Origin of the sequence: Anaerobacillus arseniciselenatis (genome assembly GCF_001865995.1) — a bacterium.
GTDB lineage: Bacteria > Bacillota > Bacilli > Bacillales > Anaerobacillaceae > Anaerobacillus > Anaerobacillus arseniciselenatis.
This window is the reverse complement of sequence record NZ_MLQQ01000054.1, coordinates 1-24,005: the sequence shown is the minus strand read 5'-3', so window position 1 is coordinate 24,005 and position 24,005 is coordinate 1. Positions and strand designations below refer to the sequence as shown.

The 24,005-nt window shown below is 36.8% G+C and carries 22 protein-coding genes and 1 pseudogene; 19 read left to right on the top strand and 4 right to left on the bottom strand.

The annotated features are described in order from the left end of the window. Positions 1 to 193: 193 nt before the first annotated feature. Positions 194 to 1,051: a dimethylarginine dimethylaminohydrolase family protein gene (locus BKP35_RS17835; RefSeq protein ID WP_071314738.1), complete on the bottom strand. Its 858-nt coding sequence runs from the start codon at positions 1,049 to 1,051 to the stop codon at positions 194 to 196. Between the two features lie 271 nt (positions 1,052 to 1,322). Here BKP35_RS17835 and BKP35_RS19755 point away from each other — a divergent pair, with 271 nt between their 5' ends. From BKP35_RS19755 to desB, 3 genes are all read left to right on the top strand, one after another. Further along, positions 1,323 to 1,463, top strand: a complete 141-nt coding sequence (locus BKP35_RS19755) for a hypothetical protein (RefSeq protein ID WP_169819264.1) — start codon at positions 1,323 to 1,325, stop codon at positions 1,461 to 1,463. Between the two features lie 207 nt (positions 1,464 to 1,670). Continuing rightward, complete coding sequence (locus tag BKP35_RS17830) at positions 1,671 to 1,952, top strand: hypothetical protein (RefSeq protein ID WP_071314737.1); 282 nt, start codon at positions 1,671 to 1,673, stop codon at positions 1,950 to 1,952. A gap of 143 nt (positions 1,953 to 2,095) precedes the next feature. Then, positions 2,096 to 3,142, top strand: coding sequence for a Delta(10) desaturase DesB (desB, locus tag BKP35_RS17825; RefSeq protein ID WP_071314736.1), 1,047 nt, complete (start codon positions 2,096 to 2,098; stop codon positions 3,140 to 3,142). A gap of 191 nt (positions 3,143 to 3,333) precedes the next feature. Here the strand turns inward: desB and BKP35_RS17820 are convergent, their stop codons facing one another. Continuing rightward, positions 3,334 to 4,191: a DegV family protein gene (locus BKP35_RS17820; protein ID WP_071314735.1), complete on the bottom strand. Its 858-nt coding sequence runs from the start codon at positions 4,189 to 4,191 to the stop codon at positions 3,334 to 3,336. 347 nt (positions 4,192 to 4,538) lie between these two features. On the opposite strand from BKP35_RS17820, the gene BKP35_RS17815 reads away from it, so the two are divergent. Then, complete coding sequence (locus tag BKP35_RS17815; RefSeq protein ID WP_071314734.1) at positions 4,539 to 4,979, top strand: Dps family protein; 441 nt, start codon at positions 4,539 to 4,541, stop codon at positions 4,977 to 4,979. Positions 4,980 to 5,901: 922 nt separating this feature from the next. On the opposite strand, the gene BKP35_RS17810 is transcribed toward BKP35_RS17815, so the two are convergent. Both BKP35_RS17810 and BKP35_RS17805 read right to left on the bottom strand, forming a co-directional pair. Continuing rightward, entirely contained in the window at positions 5,902 to 6,768 is an 867-nt protein-coding gene (locus tag BKP35_RS17810) for an SDR family oxidoreductase (RefSeq protein WP_071314733.1), read from the bottom strand. Between the two features lie 250 nt (positions 6,769 to 7,018). Further along, on the bottom strand, positions 7,019 to 8,059 hold the full coding sequence (locus tag BKP35_RS17805) for a Gfo/Idh/MocA family protein (RefSeq protein WP_071314732.1): 1,041 nt from the start codon (positions 8,057 to 8,059) through the stop codon (positions 7,019 to 7,021). A gap of 88 nt (positions 8,060 to 8,147) precedes the next feature. Between BKP35_RS17805 and BKP35_RS19750 the strand changes: the two genes are divergently transcribed. The 15 genes and pseudogenes from BKP35_RS19750 (at position 8,148) to BKP35_RS17730 (ending at position 23,843) form a co-directional block, all read left to right on the top strand. Further along, complete coding sequence (locus BKP35_RS19750; RefSeq protein ID WP_169819263.1) at positions 8,148 to 8,288, top strand: hypothetical protein; 141 nt, start codon at positions 8,148 to 8,150, stop codon at positions 8,286 to 8,288. Positions 8,289 to 8,300: 12 nt separating this feature from the next. Continuing rightward, positions 8,301 to 8,636: pseudogene (locus tag BKP35_RS17800) on the top strand (peroxiredoxin family protein); the annotation flags it as partial. A gap of 644 nt (positions 8,637 to 9,280) precedes the next feature. Beyond that, on the top strand, positions 9,281 to 10,639 hold the full coding sequence (locus tag BKP35_RS17795) for a cytochrome ubiquinol oxidase subunit I (RefSeq protein WP_245742005.1): 1,359 nt from the start codon (positions 9,281 to 9,283) through the stop codon (positions 10,637 to 10,639). After that, positions 10,639 to 11,658 (top strand): cytochrome d ubiquinol oxidase subunit II, encoded by a 1,020-nt coding sequence (cydB, locus tag BKP35_RS17790; protein ID WP_071314730.1) that lies wholly within the window; start codon positions 10,639 to 10,641, stop codon positions 11,656 to 11,658. Before BKP35_RS17795 ends, cydB begins: the two co-directional genes overlap by 1 nt. 3 nt (positions 11,659 to 11,661) lie before the next feature. Then, positions 11,662 to 13,383: a thiol reductant ABC exporter subunit CydD gene (gene cydD, locus BKP35_RS17785; RefSeq protein WP_084031740.1), complete on the top strand. Its 1,722-nt coding sequence runs from the start codon at positions 11,662 to 11,664 to the stop codon at positions 13,381 to 13,383. Continuing rightward, positions 13,384 to 15,105 (top strand): thiol reductant ABC exporter subunit CydC, encoded by a 1,722-nt coding sequence (cydC, locus tag BKP35_RS17780; protein ID WP_071314729.1) that lies wholly within the window; start codon positions 13,384 to 13,386, stop codon positions 15,103 to 15,105. A 61-nt stretch (positions 15,106 to 15,166) separates the two neighbouring features. Beyond that, positions 15,167 to 15,430 (top strand): CGCGG family putative rSAM-modified RiPP protein, encoded by a 264-nt coding sequence (locus BKP35_RS17775; RefSeq protein ID WP_071314728.1) that lies wholly within the window; start codon positions 15,167 to 15,169, stop codon positions 15,428 to 15,430. Positions 15,431 to 15,912: 482 nt separating this feature from the next. Further along, positions 15,913 to 17,835, top strand: coding sequence for a DUF294 nucleotidyltransferase-like domain-containing protein (locus BKP35_RS17765; protein ID WP_071314726.1), 1,923 nt, complete (start codon positions 15,913 to 15,915; stop codon positions 17,833 to 17,835). Between the two features lie 265 nt (positions 17,836 to 18,100). Beyond that, complete coding sequence (locus BKP35_RS17760; RefSeq protein WP_071314725.1) at positions 18,101 to 18,766, top strand: 3'-5' exonuclease; 666 nt, start codon at positions 18,101 to 18,103, stop codon at positions 18,764 to 18,766. A 114-nt stretch (positions 18,767 to 18,880) separates the two neighbouring features. After that, on the top strand, positions 18,881 to 19,852 hold the full coding sequence (locus BKP35_RS17755; protein WP_071314724.1) for a processed acidic surface protein: 972 nt from the start codon (positions 18,881 to 18,883) through the stop codon (positions 19,850 to 19,852). Continuing rightward, positions 19,849 to 20,499 (top strand): class D sortase, encoded by a 651-nt coding sequence (locus BKP35_RS17750; RefSeq protein ID WP_245742004.1) that lies wholly within the window; start codon positions 19,849 to 19,851, stop codon positions 20,497 to 20,499. The genes BKP35_RS17755 and BKP35_RS17750 overlap by 4 nt, the downstream gene beginning before the upstream one ends. Before the next feature lie 276 nt (positions 20,500 to 20,775). Continuing rightward, the gene (locus BKP35_RS17745; protein WP_071314723.1) at positions 20,776 to 21,504 is read left to right on the top strand and encodes an urease accessory protein UreH domain-containing protein; all 729 of its coding nucleotides are present in this window, start codon (positions 20,776 to 20,778) and stop codon (positions 21,502 to 21,504) included. A 140-nt stretch (positions 21,505 to 21,644) separates the two neighbouring features. Next, positions 21,645 to 22,952 (top strand): globin-coupled sensor protein, encoded by a 1,308-nt coding sequence (locus BKP35_RS17740; protein ID WP_071314722.1) that lies wholly within the window; start codon positions 21,645 to 21,647, stop codon positions 22,950 to 22,952. A gap of 124 nt (positions 22,953 to 23,076) precedes the next feature. Then, positions 23,077 to 23,280: an alpha/beta-type small acid-soluble spore protein gene (locus BKP35_RS17735; RefSeq protein ID WP_071314721.1), complete on the top strand. Its 204-nt coding sequence runs from the start codon at positions 23,077 to 23,079 to the stop codon at positions 23,278 to 23,280. Between the two features lie 317 nt (positions 23,281 to 23,597). Next, positions 23,598 to 23,843, top strand: a complete 246-nt coding sequence (locus BKP35_RS17730) for a hypothetical protein (RefSeq protein WP_071314720.1) — start codon at positions 23,598 to 23,600, stop codon at positions 23,841 to 23,843. The last annotated feature ends 162 nt before the right edge of the window (positions 23,844 to 24,005 follow it).

The window sequence follows — 24,005 nt, the reverse complement described above, 5'->3', positions numbered from 1 at the left end:
TCGAGGGTTGAAAAGCCTATATCAACGATATGAATATCTGCGTCAAACTTAATTGAACCGCCGTATACCGAACGGTACGTACGGTGGTGTGAGAGGTCGGGGGTTAGTCACCCCCTCCTACTCGATTGGAACGGACTTCTTTTGCGGACATGTCCGTAACCTCTGAGCGACTTGTGCTGTTTAATCGTTCGGGTTAATTCTTTCTCAATATTGGCAACGTACAACAGCGGAAGGATCCGCCGGACTTAATAATTTCCGTAATATCAACTTCGATTACCTCATACCCTCTTTTTCGTAATTCCTCATTGACGTTTTTATTTACAGGAAGACTCAATATTTTTTTATTACCGATCGAGAGGACGTTAGTTCCCAATGTGAATTGCTCTGCTTCTGAGACTTCAATTACATTGTACCGTGAGCGTAGTATATCTTCTTCGGTTTTACTAATGACTCCAGGGAAGATCAATGCATCAGTAGCAGAAATTACATTAAACACGCAATCTAAATGTAAGTATTTTTCATGAAAAGGAATCGCCATTACATTAAAAGTAGGTAACATGCTTTTTAAATGATCGACGGCAAAGTGATTTGTCCGGTCGCTAATTCCGACATAGACGTTACTACCGTCTATAATGACGTCACCGCCTTCAATGTTGTCACCAATAATATTATAGTAAGAAATTTCCTCTCCTTGTAACCAATCTTTAAAAATATTTTCTTCACCACTTCGAATTGGTGCTGCCATATCGGCGACAAAGATCGTTTGCCCGAGTGTAAAACCAATGTCTCGAGTGAAAACTTGTTCAGGATATTTTTTGGCAGGTGGTAATAAGATGACATCAATCCCATTGTTTTTTAGAACTTGAACAAATTGACTATGCTGCTCCATTGCTTTTTGAATATGTATTCCTTCATTTTGAAAATGCTTTTGAGTGTCATTTATAACATCACGAATCGTCATATTTTTCGGTTCACATAAAACAACTCTTTGTAAAACGTCATATTCATTCATGCAAAATGACTTTTCCATTAACGTTGAGTTTAAGTTCATGAAGAAACCTCCTCAATTTCGATTTTTAAAAAGTAAAATAAACGCACAAAGTTGGATTGTGCTTTTTTAATATCATTTCCTTTAATAAAACCGTTATGTAACCATTTATAAAAAGCTAGCAATAGGGTATGGCAAAAAAGTTATATTACAGGAATGTTAATAATGTAATGAAGTGCAAAGAAATGTAATTTTCCCTTAATGGTTATAGGGGTTTATCTATGTTAGTATAGCATCTGTAGTAATTAATAATTCCATAGGAGGAGATCAAAAGATGAAGAAACGACTTTGGTTAATGATCATTTCAGGAGCACTAGCGGTAAGTATGTTAGCTGCTTGTGGTGGTGACATCGAAGGAGACTACCCTGAAAATGACCCGATGATGGAAGAGGAGTTTGACGGAGATACTAACTAAATAGAAATTTTTTTAGGAGCTACAACTTTGTAGCTCCTTTTATTTTGAAAATATAAATAAAATCACTAAGGTCTAAAGTTAAAATTGTTCGTATAGCTCGCCACTCGTCGTGTGCTAAACTATTTAATTTAAAATAAAATCCCATTGTTTAATCGCACTTCCACAAATGGTACTATTAAAAAAAACACCAAAAAAGGATGAAAAATATTGTCTCTAGTTTATAAACAGCCTTTTATTAAGGTATTACGAGAAATTGATGGGATCGAACAAAAGTATATTGAAAAAAATTATCATTTATATTTATATGAAACGAAGTTAGTTACACCTTTTCAAACCTTTCAATTAAAAGCGATTTTGGATGTGTCGTATCGAAAAACAAAAACTAATTCTTTTGGAACGCTATACTTACATACGAATCAAGGGGTATTTCCGTATACCGTTCGTACTGATCCCGAAGAATTCATAGACCATATAAAAAAGCTTCAGTAAAAGTGTTGTGTTAATTAAAACCAATTATTAGTACCTGGTAATAAAAACTTGTTGTAAATTGGTGTTGTTCTTGATATGATTAATTTATATTAATACAGTGTTTATAGTGAAAAATGAATGCGTATCAAGAAGGAGACGATAAAATGAAAGAACTTAAAACATTTGGCTGGTATGCAGCAAGAGTTTCTCCAGCTTTACCAAAGGAAGCGTTTCAACCTGTTCCAAGTCGATTAATAGGTGGACTAGCTTTTTTAACGGTTGTAGTTGCCAGTATTGTGGCCATTAGCTTATTTCAATTACCGTGGTTTTTAAATATAATCTTAGCATTAGTTATAGGCTTTAGTTTTTCGTCGATGGGATTTTTAGGGCATGAAATTTTGCATGGTACTGTAGTAAGGACACCATGGTTGAGGAACTTTTTAGGAGCTGTTTTCTTTTGGCCGCTTTGTACAGGTCCGCGGTTGTGGCGTAAGTGGCATAATATTGAGCATCATGTTCATACACAAGATGAAATAAAGGATCCTGACGCTTGGCCAACTGTCAATAAAGCAACGCAAAACTTTATTGTGCGTGCGGTATATAAGTTACCGTTATCAGTTCGTTCTTTATTCGGCTTTTTCTTTTTAGCGATACAATTTTCTCTTCATTCGTCAAATATGTTTAAGCTTTACATTAAAGAATTTACTGGTAAAAATCGTGCAGCGGTTGTTATGCAACTAGTGTTACCATGGGCATCTTGGATTGGCTTACTTTTATTAATTGGTCCTGTGAAATGGTTCTTTGCGTTCTTGTTACCGTTACTAATTGCAAACATGATTGTCATGGGTTATATTTCAACAAATCATCGATTAAATCCACTTGTTGATGTTAATGATCCTTTAGCGAATTGTTTAACAGTCACGGTACCAAAGTGGGTGGATGTTCTTCATTTCAACTTTTCATATCACACGGAGCATCATCTTTTTCCAGCGATGAACCCGAAATATTACCCGTTAGTAAAAGAAGAAATATTAAAGCAATGGCCTGAGCGTTATCACCAAATGTCATTACCTAGAGCTTTAATAACACTTTATAAAACACCGCGAGTTTATCATGAAAAAAACGAATTGTTTGATCCTCATGGAAACGCAGCGTATCAAACGTTAGGGAACGGTCTAAACCCGAAAGAAATACAGTATCGTAAGTTGTAATTGCAAAAGCATAAATTAAATTGATGCACCTGTAATTTTATAAAAAAAACGCCCGTAAAATCAGTAGAAAACTGAATTTATGGGCGTTTTTTTGTCTAGCTATAAGACAATTCACTGAATATATTACAGTGCAAGTTTTTCCTAGAGAAGCTACTCGAAGAAACAGCGTGGTTGAGATTACGCTATTCTTATTATTTTGGTTCGTTATGCCAAATTAAAGCAACCGTACCTTCACCAGCATGAACGGCAATTGTCGAACTGATTTCTCCGACAACAATATTTAAGTGAGGGTATTTTTCTTCAATCTTTTTCTTTAGTTCTAAAGCTTTGTCTTCTACGTTTCCGTGCATAATTTGTACATCATTTATATGATGCTTTTCCATCGCTTCTGTTAAAAGTTCAATTAGTCTGTTAACAGCTTTTTTCTCAGAACGCACTTTTTGGAAAAGGTCGAATTCACCAGTCGTTTTTATTGTGATAATTGGTTTGATTTGAAGAAGGTTTCCTAAAAGAAACTGGGTTTTAGACATTCTCCCACCTTTATGGAATTGGTCTAAGCTTCCAAGGAGCACGTACTTTTCAGAACGAAGTGCTTCCTCTCGGAGTGTAGCAGCAATCTCTTTATAGTCAACGCCTTGTTCCGCTAATTGAATACCTTTATAAAGTAATGTTGTAATCGTATAAGACATTGATTGTGAATCGACAATCTCACCATCAAGCTCCGCCATTTCCATTCCTGCTCTTGAGCTTTCGATCGTGCCACTTAATTTTCCTGATACGTGCACAGCGATCACGTGGTCATATTCAGCTTTAAGTTTTTCGAAGACTTCAGCAAATCTTCCTACAGACGGTTGAGAGGTTTTTGGAACTTCTTTAGAACTATTAATTCTAGAGTATAACTCGTCCGTTGTTAAATCAATGCCATCCTCGAAAGTTCGATCAGGAAAAATGATCGCTAATGGCATTACATAAACATCATCGTTCTCACGTAATTCTTTTGTTATATATGCAGTGCTGTCAGTTACCCAAGCAATTTTCTTTTTACTCATTCGGCTCAATTCCTTTTTTTCTTAGATTTTTGCTAAAAAGTTGTTATTAATACACAACTTATAACGGTTTTCGATCGTTATATATTGCCATTTTTATTTTATCTAATATGGTAGCGATTGCATATATGATATGTGTCATATATTTTTTCGGAAAAATAAAGGGAAATGAGTAATAATGTAGAAATGTATGTAGTGGTACATATAAAAAGATGTTTTGATTAGCTTGTTTCGGGTATCTTATATATGTATTCAAGAAAGGTTGTGAATTATAATTATTATTATTTGATATTAATTATAATTTATGTTATTATGAAATTAATTAAGAAAATAAGGAGTGTTTTTAAAACATGGCAAATGAAAAATTAATTAACTCACTAAATTCTCAACTAGCAGATTGGAACGTGTTATTCACGAAACTCCACAACTATCACTGGTATGTAACTGGACCTGAATTTTTTACTTTACATGCAAAATTTGAAGAGTATTATACAGAAGCTGCTACTTATATCGATTCAATTGCAGAGCGCATCCTAACAATCGAAGGCAAGCCTCTTGCAACGCTAAAACAGTATTTAGAAGCTGCATCAATTGAAGAAGCATCAAACAATGAAGATGCAAAACAAATGGTGGCAGTACTAGCTGCTGACTTCGAAAAAGTTATTGCAAACTGTAACGAAACAATTGAACTTGCTGAAGCTGATGGCGATGAGTCGACAGCGGACATGTTTATCGGAATTAAAACATCTTTAGAGCAACATGTATGGATGTTAAAAGCGTATTTAGGGTAATAAAGTTTTACATTAAAAAACTGGTATCTCATGAGATGCCAGTTTTTTTTCGATTATTGAGCTACTGATACATAGGGTGGGGGGCGGCGTATTAGTTCGCGCTTTTTTTGGTATTTCTCATTATGGGGGATGCGCAGTAAAACAGGGGTTGATGTACAAATTAGTGTAAGTGCCCTAATCGTACGCTACATCAGCTAAAGGGAACGTAAGAATTTCTCCCGTGACCAAACCGAGCTTCACATCAAATAAAAAGGCACGCAAGATGATCTCTCGTGCCCGACCGAAGCGTTACCTCAGCCAAAAGGTAACGGGAGACCATCTCTCGTGCCCGACTGAAGCGTCACCTCACCCAAAAGGTAACGGGAGACCATCTCTCGTGCCCGACCGAAGCGTCACCTCACCCAAAAGGTAACGGGAGACCATCTCTCGTGCCCGACTGAAGCGTCACCTGACACAAAAGGTAACGGGAGACCATCTCTCGTGCCCGACCGAAGCGTCACCTCACCCAAAAGGTAACGGGAGACCATCTCGCATGCCCGACCGAAGCGTCACCTCACCCAAAAGGTAACGCGAGACCTTCTCGCATGCCCGACCGAAGCGTCACCTCACCCAAAAGGTAACGCGAGACCTTCTCGCATGCCCGACCGATATAAGGAATCCAATTACTGCCTCCCCCTCCCCCCCCGATAAAGCTGCGCACATTCCCGATAATGTGTGGACATGAGAGACCTTATTTCATAGATTTGTTGGGTTTTTAAAATTTCGCGGACATCAGAGCCCTTATTCCCTTAGAAACAGCACAATTAGCATCGTTTTTCTTTAAATAAGAGCCCTCCTGTCCGATAATTCTTAAATTCACGTTTTTTTAGTGAAACAAGGCCTCTGGTGTCCGCTAAGATTAGCGTGACAAGAATTAATCCGCTTACCCGTTTACGATCTCTCCACCATTAACATGAATAATTTGTCCGGATACATATGACGAGTCATTCGAAGCTAAGTATACGTATGCTGGAGCAAGTTCAAAAGGCTGACCAGCACGTTTCATTGGTGTATTGCTTCCGAAACTAGCAACTTGACTAGCTGGAAAGGAAGATGGAATTAGCGGTGTCCAAATAGGACCGGGGGCAACACCATTGACACGAATGCCTTGGCCAACAAGTTGCATTGATAATGACCTTGTAAATGTAACGATTGCTCCTTTGGTTGCAGAGTAATCGACAAGTTGTTCGTGACCGTGATAAGCGGTAACAGAAGCGGTGTTAATGATTGAGCTTCCTTGTTTTAAGTGTGGCAGTGCAGCTTTAACAAAATAGAAAAATGAGAAAATATTAATCTGAAATGTGCGTTCTAATTGGGCAGTTGTAATGTTGCTGATATTATTTTGCACGACTTGCGATGCGGCATTATTTACAAGAATATCTAGCTGCCCAAAAGCATTGATTGTGTCCGAAACGATACTGTTACAAACGTTCTCATCAGCGATGTCTCCTTGTAAGATTAAACATTGAACTCCTTTTGCTTCAACTAATTGTTTCGTTTCTTCTGCATCAACTGTTTCGTCTAAGTAGGCAATGGCTATATTTGCTCCTTCTTTCGCAAAGGCGATCGCTACAGCTCGACCAATACCACTATCTCCCCCAGTAATTAAGGCGACTTTACCGGTTAATTTCCCACTGCCAACATAATTAGGGTCATCAAAGAGAGGTCTTGGCTTCATTTCAGCTTCGATCCCGGGGTGTTTTGTTTGATGTTGTGGTGGAAATGATGATGGTAATTGATTACTATTCATTTGTAACACTCCTCACAATATTCTTTGATAAAAGTAAGTTTTGCAAAATGTAAGTAATTATGCAGGAGATGTGTTTAACGAGACGTTTATACGTGGAGAAGATAAAAAACGTCATGATGAGGATTTCAACGAGGCGTTTGTGCGCTAGAGAAGATGAAAAAACGTCACGATGAGAAGTTCAACGAGACGTTTCCACGAATAAGAATGCTATCTGGGTAAAGATGAAGCGTCGCAGCAACGCTTTTCTAGCTTACAACTTCACTGCGTTTCTAGTCTTCGCAGATTCATAAATTGCTGATACTATTTTTTGCAAAATAACTCCTTGTCTCGGGTTACTCGGCGGTTCTGTTTCTGTAAAGATACACTGAACAAAGTCATGAATTTGTTTCGTATGTAAGCTATAACTCGGTAAATAAGCAGGAGTTGTATCTAATAGGACACCGTGTTTTTCTTGGTATATTTTCAATGGGAATACATCTGCGCCCCCTTGATCGCCAATAATCGAAACTTGCATTACATCGTCTTTTTCAACGTTAGCGGCGAAGGCTGCTTCTAGCATAAGTGTTGCGCCATTTTTAAACGTAATCATTGCGTTAGCCATGTCTTCTACGGAAAAGTTTTTCCAATCCCAATCTCCTAATAAACCGACACCAGGCCTATTCCCAAGCTTTTCATAGGTGGTTCCGAGTACTGTATCTGGCTCAGGGTAGTCCATTAAGTAAAGAGCTGTGTCAAGCATATGGACACCGATATCGATCAGCGCTCCCCCTCCTTGGAGTTCTTTGTTCGTAAAAACACCCCATCCTGGAATGCCGCGCCTCCGCATAGCGGTAGCTTTTGCAGAGTATATTTCGCCTATTTCATTTGCTTCTATGAATTTTTTCAATGTCATCACTTCTGGTGCGTAACGATAATGAAACGCATAGGCTAACATTTTCCCCGCTTTTTTTGCGGCTTCTTCCATCGTAATTACTTCTTCAACCGTTATAGCAGGTGGCTTTTCGCATAAAACGTGGCAGCCTTTATTTAAAGCGGCAATCGCTTGGTCTGCATGGAATTTATTTGGTGTGCAAATACTTACGGCATCTAATTCAATTTCGTTAAGCATCGTCTCGTAATCTTGATAAACATGTGGAATTTGAAACTTATCGGCACAAGTTTTTGCTTTTTCCAACGTTCGATTAGCAACAGCGATAACTTCTACATTTTCACAACTTTGATAACTTGGAATGTGAGCCCCTTTTGCTATTTCGCCGGTACCGATAATTCCAATACGTAATGGCCTTGTCATAAAATCCTCCTATTTTTAAATCTATAGTAACTTAAGATATAATCGTATCAAACGCTATTATAGTAGTAAAATTATAAGAGGTGAAATCATGCCGAAAAAAGAAAAAGGTTTACAGCGAGGTTCACAAATTCCAGCGTTTACACTAGATGGGGTGGATGGGAAGACGTATACTGCTAATCAATTTAGAGGAACACCATTTTTATTATATTTTTTACGAGGGACGTTTTGACCAAACTGTCGCAAGCAGCTCGTGCAGTTGCGTGAAAATGCCCCGAAATACGAGGGATTAGGTGTCGAAATAGTTGTAATAGCAGGTCAAAAAAAAGAAGCTGCAGCTAAATGGCTTTCAGAAAATCCGATGCCGTTTCCATTTTTAATTGATGAGGATCGTGCGGTAATGAAAGCTTTTAATGTGTATAACCGAATTAACATTGACGCATTCCGTTTAGCTCATCCGAGTTTATTTTTTATCGATGGACAAGGCCAGGTTGTTTATAGTTACGTTAGTTCTAACCAATTTGATCGTCCGAAAGATCGAGATGTTTACAATAAAGTACAGCAATATTTAATAGAGTGAAGTTCATAATTACCACAAATGAGCCACATCACGCAATATATAGTTTGCAAATGGTTTTGCGCAACTATATGAGTGAATTTCATAATTACCAAAGATGAGCCACATTAAACAATATATAGTTTACGAATGGTTTTGACGTAACTATATATTGATCATAGTGGCGAAAATAACGAATTATGAAATTCATTGATATATAAAGAAATATGAAATTTATTATATAAAAATGTATATTAATTTTGTAAGATAAACAAAAATCTCGGACTCCAAGTTCGAGGTTTTTTTGTTGAAAATTCGAATGGTTATTTTAAACTTATTTTTAACATTTCCTCTTTGAAACATTGAAAATATTGATATATCTTTGGTTTAAAATCTCGTCCAAAAGGGAAATGTGTTTTTGGATATATGCATTACTATTAAAGTGTGAAATAATTGTGAAGAAAATTGTAACAAAATAGTCAATATTAGTACATATTTTATCCTGTTAGTTCCATTACAATGATGTTAACAGTGAAAAATATCACAGCGGAAAAACTGGAAATGTGTATATGGAGGGATCTCGCTTACATATATTTACACTGTTTACTAAAAATTAAAGTTTGTTCATCGTTGAACAAAGACAATTTAATTGGGAGGGGGATTTTTAAATGTTTGAAATGTTAGACCTTGTTACATTATCAAGGCTACAGTTTATGTTTACCGTCATTGTCCATTATCTTTTTGTGCCATTAACCATCGGTCTAGCGGTTCTCATTGCTTACATGGAATTTAAGTATTGGCGAACGAGTAATCCTTTGTACGATAAGATGGCTAGGTTTTGGACGAAATTATTTCTTGTTAATTTTGGTGTAGGGCTTGCGACAGGGATTACGATGGAATTTCAGTTCGGAATGAACTGGGCGGCATATTCACGTTTTGTCGGTGATATTTTTGGTGCGCCACTTGCAGCCGAAGGGGTATTTGCCTTCTTTTTAGAGTCAACGTTTATCGGTCTTCTCGTTTTCGGTCGAAATAAAATTTCAAAAGGGATGCGCTTTTTTGCAGCGCTAATGATTTCACTAGGAACGACACTATCTTCATTTTGGATCATCGCTGCGAACTCTTGGCAACACACACCTGCTGGGTTCATTATTAATGAAGAAATGAACCGTGCGGAAATGGTTAACTTTGCAGAAGCCATTTTTAACCCGTCAACAATGGTTCGCTTTTTTCATGTTTTACAAGGTGCTTACGTACTTACAGCATTCTTTGTCATCGCGATTAGCGCTTATTACTTACTAAAGAAAAAGAACATTCCACTTGCTAAAGAATCTATGAAAATAGCAATTGTTTTCGGGCTTGTTTTTTCAATCACGCAAGCATTTTCAGGTCACTCACATTCCGTTTTAGTTGCAGAAACGCAACCGGCGAAATTAGCAGCATATGAAGCGCATTGGGAAACAGAGAGTAATGCACCACTTTTACTTTTTGCAATACCAGACTATGAAAATGAAACGAATAAATTTGAGATTGGAATTCCTGGGTTGTTAAGTTATTTAACTCACGGTGACACAAGTGAGCCAGTCACAGGCTTAAAAGAAATTCCAGCTGATGAGCGCCCGCCGATCTTAGGCAACTTTATTTCTTTTCGTATTATGGTTGGTTTAGGTATGGTATTTATGCTATGGACGATCTTTTTAGCGTTTAAGATGCGTAGAGGTACTCTTTATGACAATACATTTGCGCTCAAAGCTTCGTTGTTATTGTTGCCGACCCCTTATATCGCTAATACTGCTGGGTGGGTTGTTGCTGAATGGGGAAGACAACCGTGGATCGTCTATGGTGTACTCCGAACCGCTGATGGTGTTTCGCAACTAACAACGACACAGTTGTTTATATCAATGGGGTTATTCGTTAGTATCTATAGCTTCCTTTTATATCTAATGATTTATTTAATGGTCAAAGAAGTGAAGAAGTTCGATATGGATACGGCCTTTACTGACGGGAAAAAGGAGGTCACGGCATAATGGATTTAAATGTTATTTGGTTCATTCTTCTAGGTGTATTAATTATCGGTTACGCAGTACTAGATGGATTCGATTTAGGAGTTGGTACGCTTTTCTATACGCTTGGTAAAACGAAAGAAGAAAAGAAAACATTAATTAATTCAATTGGACCTGTTTGGGATGGTAATGAAGTTTGGTTATTGACCGCTGGTGGTGCTTTGTTTGCGGCATTCCCGTTTGTGTATGCAACGGTATTTAGTGGTTTTTATTTTGCGATGTTACTCGTTTTATTCGGATTAATTTTCAGAGCGATAGCGGTAGAATATTATTTTAAAACTGAAGATGATCCTCATATGCAAAAGTTGATGGGAAGACTGTTTTTCATCGGTAGTTTATTACCTGGTCTTTTATTCGGTGTAGCAATGGGGAATGTCGTTGTCGGAATTCCGATGGATGAGATGCAAAACTATTCTGGTACGTTTTTCGCTCTATTAAACCCATATGCTTTGTTACTCGGTATCGTCGGTTTGATTGGCTTTTTATTACAAGGTACAGCGTATACGATTTTAAAAACAGATGGTGAATTGCAAAAACGAGCGATTCGTTTAACGAAAGTTTTCAGTTATGCGATTATTGTTGCTTGGTTAGCAGGAACCCTAACAGCACAAATTTACGCACCACACATGTTTACTAACTATTTTAACTACCCAGTTTTATTTATCATTCCGCTGACAACCGTTGCGGCATTAATTGCGATCCCAATGTTTCTTAAAATGAAGCACTACGGAAAACTTTTTGTTGCAAGTTCGTTAGTGATTTTTACAAAAATCGGAACGTTAGCTGCAGGAATGTTTCCTAACCTCGTCTTTTCAGCTAATTCGGCACCAAACTTAACGATATATAATGCGTCATCTACTGAGTTAACGTTAAGAGTAATGTTTATCATTGCACTTATTGGGATGCCTTTAGTAATTATTTATACGATTTACGTTTATTACGTATTTCGTGGTAAGGCAACACCGGAACGTTCTGGGTATTAAAATATGATGAATAAGAGGTTGAACGAGGAGGCAAAAGTCAAAAAGGTTTTTGCCTTTCTCGCTTCATTTTCAACAATTGGTGCGGTTCTTGCCATCCTGCAAGCCTATGTGATCGCCACAATTGTCGATGGTGTGTTTTTAAAAGATAGAGGTTTAAGTGATGTATCAATTTTATTAGGCGTGTTACTATTCATTTTTATAGGTCGAGGTCTACTTAATTACTTTACGACTAAGTACGGAGTGAAGCTAGCGAGTGTTGTTAAAATGAAGCTGAGAAACAAGTTAGTTGAAAAACTTTCTAGCTTACAAGCGAATCAGCTTTATGAAGAGAAAACAGGGAAGCGAGTGAGTGTATTAACGGACGCTGTCGATCAACTTGACGCTTACTACTCAAGTTTTTTACCACAAGTGTTTAATGCGGCGGTAATTCCAGTAATGATTGTTGTTGTCGTTTTTACTCAAAATATTTACTCGGGATTGATTATGCTTATTACAGCTCCGTTGATTCCTGTGTTTATGATTATTATCGGAAGTATGGCTGAGAAAAAGTCGAAAGAACAATTGAATAGTATGTTACGGTTTTCGGGACATTTTTTAGATGTTCTTCAAGGGATTCCGATGTTAAAGGTGTTTGGTCAAAGTAAACGTCAACGAGAAAAAATTATCGAAATGAGCAATCATTTTCGTGACTCAACGATGGACGTTTTGAAAATAGCTTTTTTATCAGCGTTAATGTTAGAAATATTAGCGACCATTGCTACAGCGATGATTGCTGTTGAAGTTGGTTTGCGTTTAGTTTACGGCCATTTAACCTTTCATACGGCGTTTTTCGTGTTACTGTTAGCACCGGAATTGTATATGCCTTTGAAAAATTTAGGTAGTAGCTTTCATTCAGGGAAAAATAGTATTTCGGCCGCTGAAACGATTTGGGAAGTGTTAGATAAAAAAGAAACGATCCCGGTTTGGGGTAGTAAAAAGTTGAATGACGTAACGAAGCAAACGATAAAGTTCGAAAACGTTTCGTTTCAATACAACGAAAAACAACAAGTGTTAAAAAACATTAATGTAACGATTAACGGTCGACAACGTGTAGCTTTTGTAGGGAAAAGCGGGTCTGGGAAAACGACTTTATTAAAATTGTTATTAGGAATGTTACCGCCGAGTGAAGGTCAAATCTTGATCAATGGAGTTCCGTTATCAGAACTTCAAGAAGAACAATGGTTACAGTCGACAGCTTACGTATCTCAAGAGCCTTATATTTTTTCTGGAACAATCAAAGAAAATATTAAAGTTAGTAATGTTAATGCAACAGATGAAGAAGTTTATGAAGCAGCAAAGCTAGCTGGAGTCGACCGTTTTGTTGATGATTTACCAAAGCGATACGATACGAGTGTCGGTGAAGCGGGAATTGGTCTTTCTGGTGGAGAAAAACAACGAATAGCGGTTGCTCGCGCTTTTTTAAAGAAAGCAGCGGTCGTTATTTTAGATGAACCAACAGCAGGGCTCGATTTAGAAACCGAATCATTTCTTAAAGAGGCGATAGAAAAGTTATGTGAGAATGCGACCGTTTTAACGGTTGCCCATCGTTTGCAGACGATTGTTCATTCAGATCAAATTGTGCTTTTGTCTGAAGGAGAAATCGTGGCCAGAGGAACTCACGAACAGTTACTTGAAACTTCGCCATTGTATCAAACAATCGTTTCCGTATATCGAGGTGAGAGTTAAATGAAGGAATTAATACAATTAGTAAAAGTGATGCTAGTAGAAAAAAAGTTAATTATGCTCTCGATTTTACTCGGTTTTATTGCGGCGATATCTTCGGTAGGATTGTTAGGATCAGGTGGGTATTTAATATCTCAAGCGGCGCTTCATCCACCACTTTATACGTTAACAGTAACGATCATTTTAGTGAGATTTTTTGGATTAACTCGAGCTGCTAGCCGGTATGCAGAACGTTATTTTTCACATAAAGCAACATTTTCAATTTTAGGGAGATTACGAGTTTATTTTTATGACAAGATTGAACCGTTAGCTCCAGCTTTATTTTCCAGTTATCGAAGTGGAGATTTGCTTTCAAGAGTAGTCGCTGATGTAGAGAAACTACAATTTTTCTTTTTACGAGTGTTTTATCCACCACTTGTGATGGTGGTTGTGTTTATCACGACTGGGATCATCATTTATACATTTTCGGTAGCAATGGCAGTTGTATTATGGATAGGTTTTCTAATCGTCGGTGTTGCGTTACCGACCATTTTCACTTATTTCACTGAAAATATTGGCTCTAATTTACGGCAAAAGAGGTCACAACTATCAGTGGAGATTACCGAGTATTTATTTGGCTTTACAGACTTAAGAACGAATCTTCGATTAAGTGAGAAAAAGAATACGATTGAGAAAGTATCTGATGAATTAATTAATGAACAAGAAAAAGATGGAGTAGTTAGCGGGTCAGGAGAAAGTGTAAGTTTAACACTTGCCTACTTGACGGCATGGGTCGTTTTAGTTATTGGTGTTATATATGTTGACCGAGGAACGTTAGATGGTGTTTTTCTAGCGATGCTCGTTTTAGTAACGTTAACCGTTTTTGAATCTGCGACGCCGATGGCTGCTATACCAGGACATATGGAAGAAAGTAAAGTAGCCTCACGTCGACTTTTTCAAATTACAAAACAAGAAGAAAAGCCACCGAAGAAAGCGGAAGTTTCACCACGTATTCCGACGGACCAACCACTTAAAGTTAAATTTCAAAACGTTAGCTTCACATATCCGAATGCATGGCGTAAGGCGTTAAAAAATGTTAGTTTTCAAGTAAATGAAAAGAGAAAAATAGCGATTGTCGGAGCGAGTGGATCAGGTAAAAGTAGTCTTTTTAACTTATTATTAAAGTTTTACGAAGGTTATGAAGGGGAAATCTCATTAGGGAATCATTGCTTACACGAGTTTCGAGAAGAAGAAGCAAGAAGTTTGTTCTCAGTTGTTTCCCAAGAAAATCATTTTTTTAATGATACCGTTCGTGCGAATCTATTGTTAGCCAAGCCCGAAGCAACAGATGATGAACTACTCAATGTGTTAAGTAACGTTTCGCTGTCGCAACTTTCATTAGATGATGTTTTGATTGAAAAGGGGTTATCATTATCTGGGGGAGAGCGCCAAAGATTAGCAATTGCACGGATGATCTTAAAAGATGCTCCGATCGTTTTATTAGATGAACCGACTACTGGTTTAGATTCTATTACTGAAAAAGAAGTTCAGTCAGTTTTATGGCCACACCTTGAACAGAAAACGGTGATTTTAATTACTCACCGCCTAGTAGGACTTGAAAAGATGGATGATATTATAGTTCTAGATAAAGGTGAAGTGTGTGAACAAGGTTCGTATGACGAGCTTATCGAACAAAAAGGACCGTTTTACGATTTGAAACGATTAGAATTAGAGAAGGTTATGTGATCTTACTCACCGCTAAATCGCTTCTTTCATTATAAGATTGAAGTAAGGGAGGCGATCTTGCATGAAAACAAAAAGTTGGTCGTGTGCGTTAGAGCACGGTGAATATGAACATGATAAAGAGCTTGTTTTTAAGGAAGGGCTTGAAGCCGTTGCAGAAACGGCCAAAGGTTATCACGTAAATCTTGTGACACCGAACGGATTTGGCAATCCTGATCACTATTTAACTCCAATTTTAAAAGATAAGTTTGGTGATAAAATAGATATTAAGTTTATTGATCAATGCGGTTGTGGAGGTTACGTACTAAGAGTTTGGATTGTTGGTTAGTTGGTTTGTGGTTTGTTGGTTAGGTGGCGCCCCGCCCGACTCTTCCATATTAGTAAGAGATGCTTCGCGGTTACTCGTCGCAAAGCTGCATGAAGTAAATTCTAAGATATATCTCATGACGTAACCCACGGTCAGTAGCTTTGGTGATAGGGGAACCGTCATGGGTGTTTTGTATGAAAAAAAGGTGGATGATTTCGTGAACGAGCGTCTGAGATTCGAAAGAAGATCACGGCGAAGTGAGCGAAATCGTCCGCCTTTTTTCACCTTAGAGGTAAAGTTGCACCGTAACGCTCTATTGATATGTAAAAGTAATTTAATTAAATTTTATAAATTTTCAAACAAATATAGCGTGAACGACTGGAAAATATTATAATTAAAATAAATATAAATATAAAATGTGAAATTATCAACAATCTTCAAATGCTTTGCTCTTAAATTTTGTGTAAATTTAAAAAGTATTTATTTTGCTAGGAGGAAGAGCTTTGGCGGAACGTAAAATCGAAAATCTATATAACCAAATATATAATCATCCTCTATTTTGTGGGCTTACTAAAAAAGAATTTTTTCGCTTAATTGAAAAGTGCTCACTAAAGCATTACCAGAAGTCGAATAAAGTATTGTATTCAAAAACTCCTAGAGAAGGATTGCTATTAATTCTTGAAGGAATGGTAGAGGTCTATGTTGAGCAGGAGCAACAAAACAACGAGGTATTAGAAGTTTTGCAAACTGGAGATTGTATTGGATTTTCAAGTTTAGCAGACTTTTTAGGAGAAAAAACAAACCATCACAATCAATATACGGTTAGTGTAGTAGCTATTGAGGATTCGTATTGTTTACAAGTTCCATTTTCAGTACTTGAAGAGCGTTGGATTGACGAACAGGTTCGGGATTATGTTTTACGACAAGTAGCGGTTCGATTGAAAGATATTTACGCCTCTTTAGCAGAACAAGTTCAATTAGCTAGTCAGTGGGGAGAAAGTGAACCGTTTATGCGTAGGGTTCAAGATATTATGAATCAACCAATAATAGCAGTTAACACGGGCGATTCTATTCAAAAAGCAGCACAAACGATGGTCGACTATTCTAAAAGTTCTGTGCTAGTTTTAGCGAATGAACGGTTAGTCGGCATTATTACGGAAAAAGATTTAGTAAATAGAGTCATATCAAAGCAACGTTCTTTAAACAATAGTGTTAGTGAAGTTATGACAGCCAATCCGATTACGATTTCAAGAGATACGTACTATTATGAAGCATTATCCACTTTTTTAATGAATGGCATTAAGCATTTACCAGTCGTTGATGGTCAAAAGGTTGTTGGACTTATTACTTTATCTGATTTACTCCGCAAAAAAAACCGAGGCACTTTAGAAATTTTACAAGCGATTGAAGATTCAAGTCTTGAAAATATCTCGACCGTAAGAAATGCGATTTATGAAGTATTAGCAACGCTAATTAATGATCGAATACCTACTTTAAATACGTTAGAAGTAGTTACAAAACTATATGACCGATTAGTGAAACATTGTGTAGATTTAGCAGTACAATCTCTAGATGATAAAGGGCTCGGGAAGCCGCCAGTTGCTTTTTGTTGGTACCAAATGGGAAGTGGAGGTAGAGGTGAACAATTTTTATTAACCGATCAAGATCATTTTCTCGTTTATGATTACGATAAATCACAAGATGAAGAAGAAGTCGATTATTATTTCGGAAAATTAGGAGAGGAAATTGTCTTTTTTTTAGAAAAAGCAGGGTATGAACGCTGTGTTGGAAAAATGATGTCTAGTGAAGAGATGTGGCGAGGTTCGATTAGTAAATGGCGTGATCGTCTCAAAGGATGGGCATTAGTGGCAACAAATGAAAACTTACTTTTAGTTCAAAACTTCTTTTCGTTTCGAAAGCTGTATGGGGACGAAGCATTAAACGATTCATTTAAAGAAATGGTGACGAGCCATGTTAAAGAATCAGGAGCAATTTTATATCGCTTAGCCGAACTTGAAAAAGAAAAGCCAGTTCCAAATTTAGACCATCCTATTCGATCGTTGTTCCGTTTAGATCGTAACTCTTTAGATATAAAAATGGATGCTCTTTTCCCACTACACCACTGCTTACAAATGTTATCAACAGTTAACGGGATCGTCGAAGGAACTCCTATCGAAAGAATAGATGAACTCACTAAAAAAAGAATTTTAAAAGAAGATTTTGCCGAAGATCTTAAAGACGCTCTTGAAGTCATTTTATCACTAAGAGTTTCAGAAGCTTGGAAAAAAGCTGAAAGAGGAGAGAAAAGTTCTTCAAAAATTAAATTCACACACATTAAAACGAGAGAAAAGGAAGCATTAATTAAAGCATTAAAAACAGTAAAGCAATTGCAACAACAAGTTTTAGGCGTCTTTGGCATGCTTTAAAAATAATCACATGAGGTTAGTATGGAAAAAGAATGCTCGGTCGATTTTCTTGAGTGAGCCTCTAAAGGTCGATAGACGGTGCTCCTGCGGTTACTCGTCGCAAAGCTACATGATGAATTCTCTAGGAAGTTTCTCATGATGTGATTGAGCTCAGTAGCTTTACAGCGAAGCGAAAGAAAGTCGACCGACATTTTTCCATATTTGATGATGACGTTTTTTCGCCATAATGATTATGTATAATCTTTCTACAGGGGAGTGAAGGGGAATGTTTTGGAAAAAGACGAAAATGACGTATGAATTTGACCGACAACCGCCACTAAATACGCCCTTAGAAGAAATAGCATTTACGGTTTTTGATACTGAAACAACAGGGTTTGCTATAGGTGCAAGTGACCGTTTGATTGAGATAGGCGCTGTTCATGTTGAGAACTTAACTGTTTCTGATCAAACGTTTCAAACGTACGTAAATCCAAATCGTGTTATACCAGATGATATTATTGAACTTACTGGAATAAACAATGATATGGTAAAAGAGAGTCCCGAGGGTTTAGAGGCTATTGAAAGATTTTTTTCTTTTATTGAGATGTGTGGTAGTGATGGTTTTGTAGGTCACTATATCAGTTTTGACTTGATGGTTTTAAAAAAGGAGCTAGGCCGCAGGAAACATACATTTGAAGAGCCTCTTTGTTTTGATACGCTAGATTTAATCGGATTTTTGAATCCATCATGGGATATGAGGGATTTAGAACATTATGCGAGAACATTTAGTACAAATATTTATCAAAGACATTCAGCGATTGGTGATGCATTAACGACCGCCCATTTGTTTTGTGAACTATTAAGACTCATTAAAGATCGAGGTAAAACCACGTACGGAGACTTAGTAGAAATTGTCGACCAAAAAGACCGGAAGAGAACGTTACAATTTTAAAAGTTATCATTGGTATATTTTTCATATAATCGCAAACACTACCTTTATTAATATGAAAACGTTGGCGAGCGACAAGCCAAGTCTTTCTAAGCTCATCTTTTGGGGGGAATTATAATGAAGCGTAGTGTTTTATTATTTTTATCAGTATCTTTAATGATTTGTTCAGTCATATATAGTGGTAATGGAGCGATTGCACAAGTAGAGGACGCTGATTTACAACAATTATTAAACGATATTAACTGGACATATGAGGAATTAAACGATTATTTGCAATTTCATGAAGTATCTTTGGACGATTTTGATTCTTTAGCAGAGCTCAATGAATTTTTAGGTACGCCAATTACTGGTGAAAATTTAGATGAGTTGTTAATGAAATATAGCATCGATTTTGGCGAGCTTGAAATTTTGCTAGCCGAGTTCGGTGAAACGATCGACGACTACCATTTTATTGAAGATTTAGATTTGGATATTGAATTCTTTTTAAGCTATCAAGAAGATTTTATCATCGTAAATGATTTTCTTTCATTATTTGGACTTACAGAGAATGAGATCCAAACACTTTTTGATCATTTTAGTCAACTGGATGAGGAAAGTGCAAAACAAAAGCTTAATGAACTAATTTCGTCTCTTGAAGCGTTAAACTACTTAAGAGGTGCTGATCAATTATCTACGGAAGAAGAGGAGTTACTCCTTTCATTGTGGAAAGATCTATTTGAGGCAGCAGATATTGATGCAACCTTTTTCCTTGAAAAAAATGATTTGCAAATTGAAGTCGAGTTGAGAGACATAGTAGAAAAACAATCATTTGATGGCTTCAGCTTATTGATGTTATTACAAAATGATGATGGTGACTTATTAGCGACGTTATCTTTCAGCGAAGAAATGCTCGATTCTCACCTAATGTATGAATCTTTGGAGCATATTGTTGAGGTCGCTGTTCTTGCCGATGAGTATCGTGGCCAGTTACAAATGGCAAAATTACCTACGACTGCAGGGCATTACGTGTCTAATATCTTATTTAGCCTATTGTTAATTATAGGTGGTTTTATAATGCTTCAATTTGCTAAAAGGAGAGTTCATGCTTGATTACCGCTAGTAAAAGTGGCAAACTAGGTCTCCTTTTTCTTAGCGTATTATTGGTCATGTTCGGGATATTTGTTTTTACGATCAATGTGACACTTCTTTATAAAGGAAAAAATGCGATTGAAGTTGATGAGGTCGAATTAGAAGAAGTGAACGATTTTAAAGAGCTTAATGACGCATTGGAGACAAGGAAACAGACACTTCCACCGAAAGCTGTACCTGTATCTTCTCGGAAAAAAGCAGGGGAAGAAATCGGACAACTTTATATCCCGAAACTAAATATTGTCTTACCCGTTTTCCACGGTACATCGGAACGAGAATTAGTAAAGGGTGTCGGCCATGTAATCGGTACTGCTCTGCCTGGAGAAAATAATAATACCGTTCTAACTGGTCATCGTGATACCGTGTTTCGTAAGATAGGTGAAGTGAAAAAGGGTGATATTTTAAAGGTTGAAAATGAGCAAGCGTTGTATACATATAAAGTAAGAAAAACGAGAATTGTTGATGCGGACGATACGACAGTGATTGTTCCGAAGCGGACAGCAACACTAACGGTAAGTACATGTTATCCGTTTACCTATATTGGTCCAGCAAAGCAACGTTATGTATTAGTAGCTGACTTAATAAGTTCAAAACTAAAAAGGACTTAGAAGTTAAGGAGAAGATTCCTCACTCGTTGGGGTAATCTTCTTTTTTTGACAATAGGAAATGGCAAAGTGTTTCTCCAGATAGCGACATGTCCGTCTCAGGTGGACAAATATGCAAAATGTCCACGGGCGGTGTTTGACACCATGTGAAAATTTCACATGGTGTCAAACACCGAAAAAGTATACATAATTCTACACTTTTTCTTCATACTTTCTCTATTTAAATATTAGATAATCTATGAAACAATGAATTCATACGATTTAAAGTAGGTGAAAAGTATGTATCAACTTTTGGAGCAGATTACTTATTTTTTTAGAGAACCGTTCATGAACGCAGCTTATGGAACAGAACATATTCCAATAATTTCGGCATTGCTACTCGGAATTGTTGGTTCACTTGCCCCATGTCAGTTTACTGGAAATATGAGTGCGATCACATTATTTGGGAATCATTCGTTGCAAAAAAAAGCAGCATGGTCTGAAACAGGTTTTTTTATTTTAGGAAAAATTGTCGCATTTTCAGGGCTAGGCCTCATCGTTTGGATATTAGGAACGGAATTTCAACAACAATTAATTGAATATTTCCCTTGGATTAGAAAAATATTAGGTCCAATTTTAATACTAATGGGCTTATACTTAGTTGGCTTGTTTACGATGCGATGGACAGTATCATTGTGGAAAAGCAAATCTGAAAAACGAGGTAAAGTAGGTTCATTTCTATTAGGCTTAAGTTTTTCACTCGGTTTTTGTCCAACGATGTTTATTTTATTTTTTATCGTTTTAATGCCGATGGCTTTAGCAGTGCCGTACGGGGCAGTGTTACCTAGTATTTTTGCGATTGGTACATCTATTCCTTTAATTATTACTGTATTCCTTATTTGGTATTTCGGATTAAGTGGAAAGTTTATGAAAAAAGGAAGAAAAGTTGGTTTAATCGTCCAGCGAACGGCTGGTGTAATCATTATTATCATCGGGGTAATTGATACGATGACATACTGGGGTTTATAAACGGTCTTTATAAGGCCGTTTTTTATTTTGGGTTCATTCAACTATTTTCGACATTTTTCTCAACTTTAGTAACTTATTACTATTAAAATAGTGCTATTGGGTTTATAATGAAAGTTAGTAGTATTAGGAGGCGAACGTAAATGAAATTTTTAACATTTAAAAAAGCGAACGATAAGCCTAAAGGGTTTGAGCTAAAAGTGGATGATCATTTTAAAAGTAAAATTGACACAGAAAATAATGATATTATAAAGCAACTAGAGATCATTGACCTATCTTTAGAGGACCTAAAACTTATTAAGTCACTTCAGCCCCTTATTAAAGAACACCAAAAAGACTTAGTTGAAACGTTTTATTCGACAATTTTGAAGGCTGATAATTTGAAAACAATTATCGAACAGCATAGCTCTGTCGATAGGCTTCGTCAAACGTTAGAGAAACATATATTAGAAATGTTTAACGGCATTATAAATCAAGAGTTTATCGAAAAACGAACCAATGTAGCAAAAGTTCATTATCGTATCGGATTAGAACCTAAATGGTACATGGGGGCTTTTCAAAATTTATTTAGCTCACTTACTAATATTATTAAAACAAATATTACGGATCCCGAAAAAAGTGCGAAAGCCATTACTGTTGTTAGTAAATTACTAAATTTTGAGCAACAATTAGTGCTTGAAGCGTACGAAAAGGAAAATTTACGGCAACGTGAACGTGAATATGAAAAAGTTAAAAGTGATTTAAAAGCTAAAATTACTGATATAAGTGAGGAATTAGCGGCTTTATCTGAGCAAACAAGTGCATCTGTACAACAATTAGTGTCAAGTACGACAGAACTTAGTGGAAGGGTTGTTGAGAGCGCCGCTGCTTCGGAAAAAACGAAAACTACTGCTTTAAAAGGAAATGAAAGTATTGTTGATTTAGAAACAAAAATGTCCTCAATTAAAGACAGCGCTAGTCAGATGGGCCAAGTTGTTACGAAATTGATTGAATCTTCGGAACGAATTCAACAAGTTGTTAATATCGTACAAAGTATAGCTGAACAAACGAACTTATTAGCACTTAATTCGGCAATTGAAGCGGCAAGAGCTGGAGAGCATGGTAAGGGTTTTGCAGTGGTTGCTAATGAAGTTCGCAAGTTGTCGGAGCAAACGAAAAATTCAGTTCAAAATATTAAACAGCTGATCGATCAATCTTCTCAGTTCATGAATGATGTTTCGAAGTCACTTACTGAAGTGGAAGGCTTTATCGATGAAGGTAGCAAAGAAACAGACACTACGAAACGAAACTTTGCTGAAATTGTCAGTTCTTTAGAAGTAAACATGAATGAAGTTCAAAAAGTTGAAGGAGATTTTAAAGAATTAGCGCTCGTAATTGAAGAGATTGGACAAGGAACAACAACGGTCGCATCAACAGCAGAAACTTTAAATGATACGGCTAAGAATGTTTAGATCAAAAATATTGGTTTGTTGTGAGTAATAAACCCCCTCAATAAATGTAAAAAATTACTATTAAGATGCTTACATACTTGTAGCGAAATGAAACAAAATAGTAGTACAAGAGGAGGTGATTATCTTGGCAAACAACAATAGTTCAAACCAATTAGTAGTACCTGGAGTTCAACAAGCATTAGATCAAATGAAGTATGAAATTGCTTCTGAATTTGGAGTTCAATTAGGTCCAGATGCGACTTCTCGTGCAAATGGTTCAGTTGGAGGAGAAATCACAAAGCGTCTTGTACAAATGGCTGAGCAACAGCTAGGTGGCCGTTCTCAGTAATTACAATTAAATAGTTTGGCTATAGGGGGTGGAACATTCCATCCCCTTCTTCAATACAAAATTAGCATAGGCTCACTCAAGAAAATCGAAAGAGCATTCTTTTTTCATACAAAACCCTTATGACGGTAACCGTAACCATCTGAAATGAAAAAGGCGGATGATTTCCTTTACTTCGCTTTGACCTTCTAACGAATCTCAGAGGCTCGTTCACGAAATCATCCGCCTTTTCATACAAAAACAGCCTAGTCACATCTAAAATGATAAACCTTACCTTGCCGTAGCCTCAATTAAATTTTTATAAAAAGGAAGTATATAAAATGTCTCTATGTCCGTTATGTAATGGAATGGCTTCAGTTGAAACAAAATGTAGTACTTGTCATAATCAAATGAATGACCAAGGAAGACTTTTAGATTATTTTGATGATTATAGTGCCTATTTAGATATTGATGGAATGAAATTGTTTGACGGTATTGAAAATGATGCGAGAGAGCAAAAGTGTCCTCACGTATTTTATTGTACTAATTGCGATAAAGAAAATACGATCTTAATTCAGGAAATCTAAAAAGCTGACCTACAATGAGGTCAGCTTTTATTATTGTGTGCCCAGCATGGGTGCAATCTCTAGGGTGAAAGTCCCGAGCCGTGAAGGCAGAAGTAACGGTTAGCTTAACGCAAGGGTGTTCACGGCGACGTGAAATCTGAAGGAAGCGAGCGGCAAACTTCC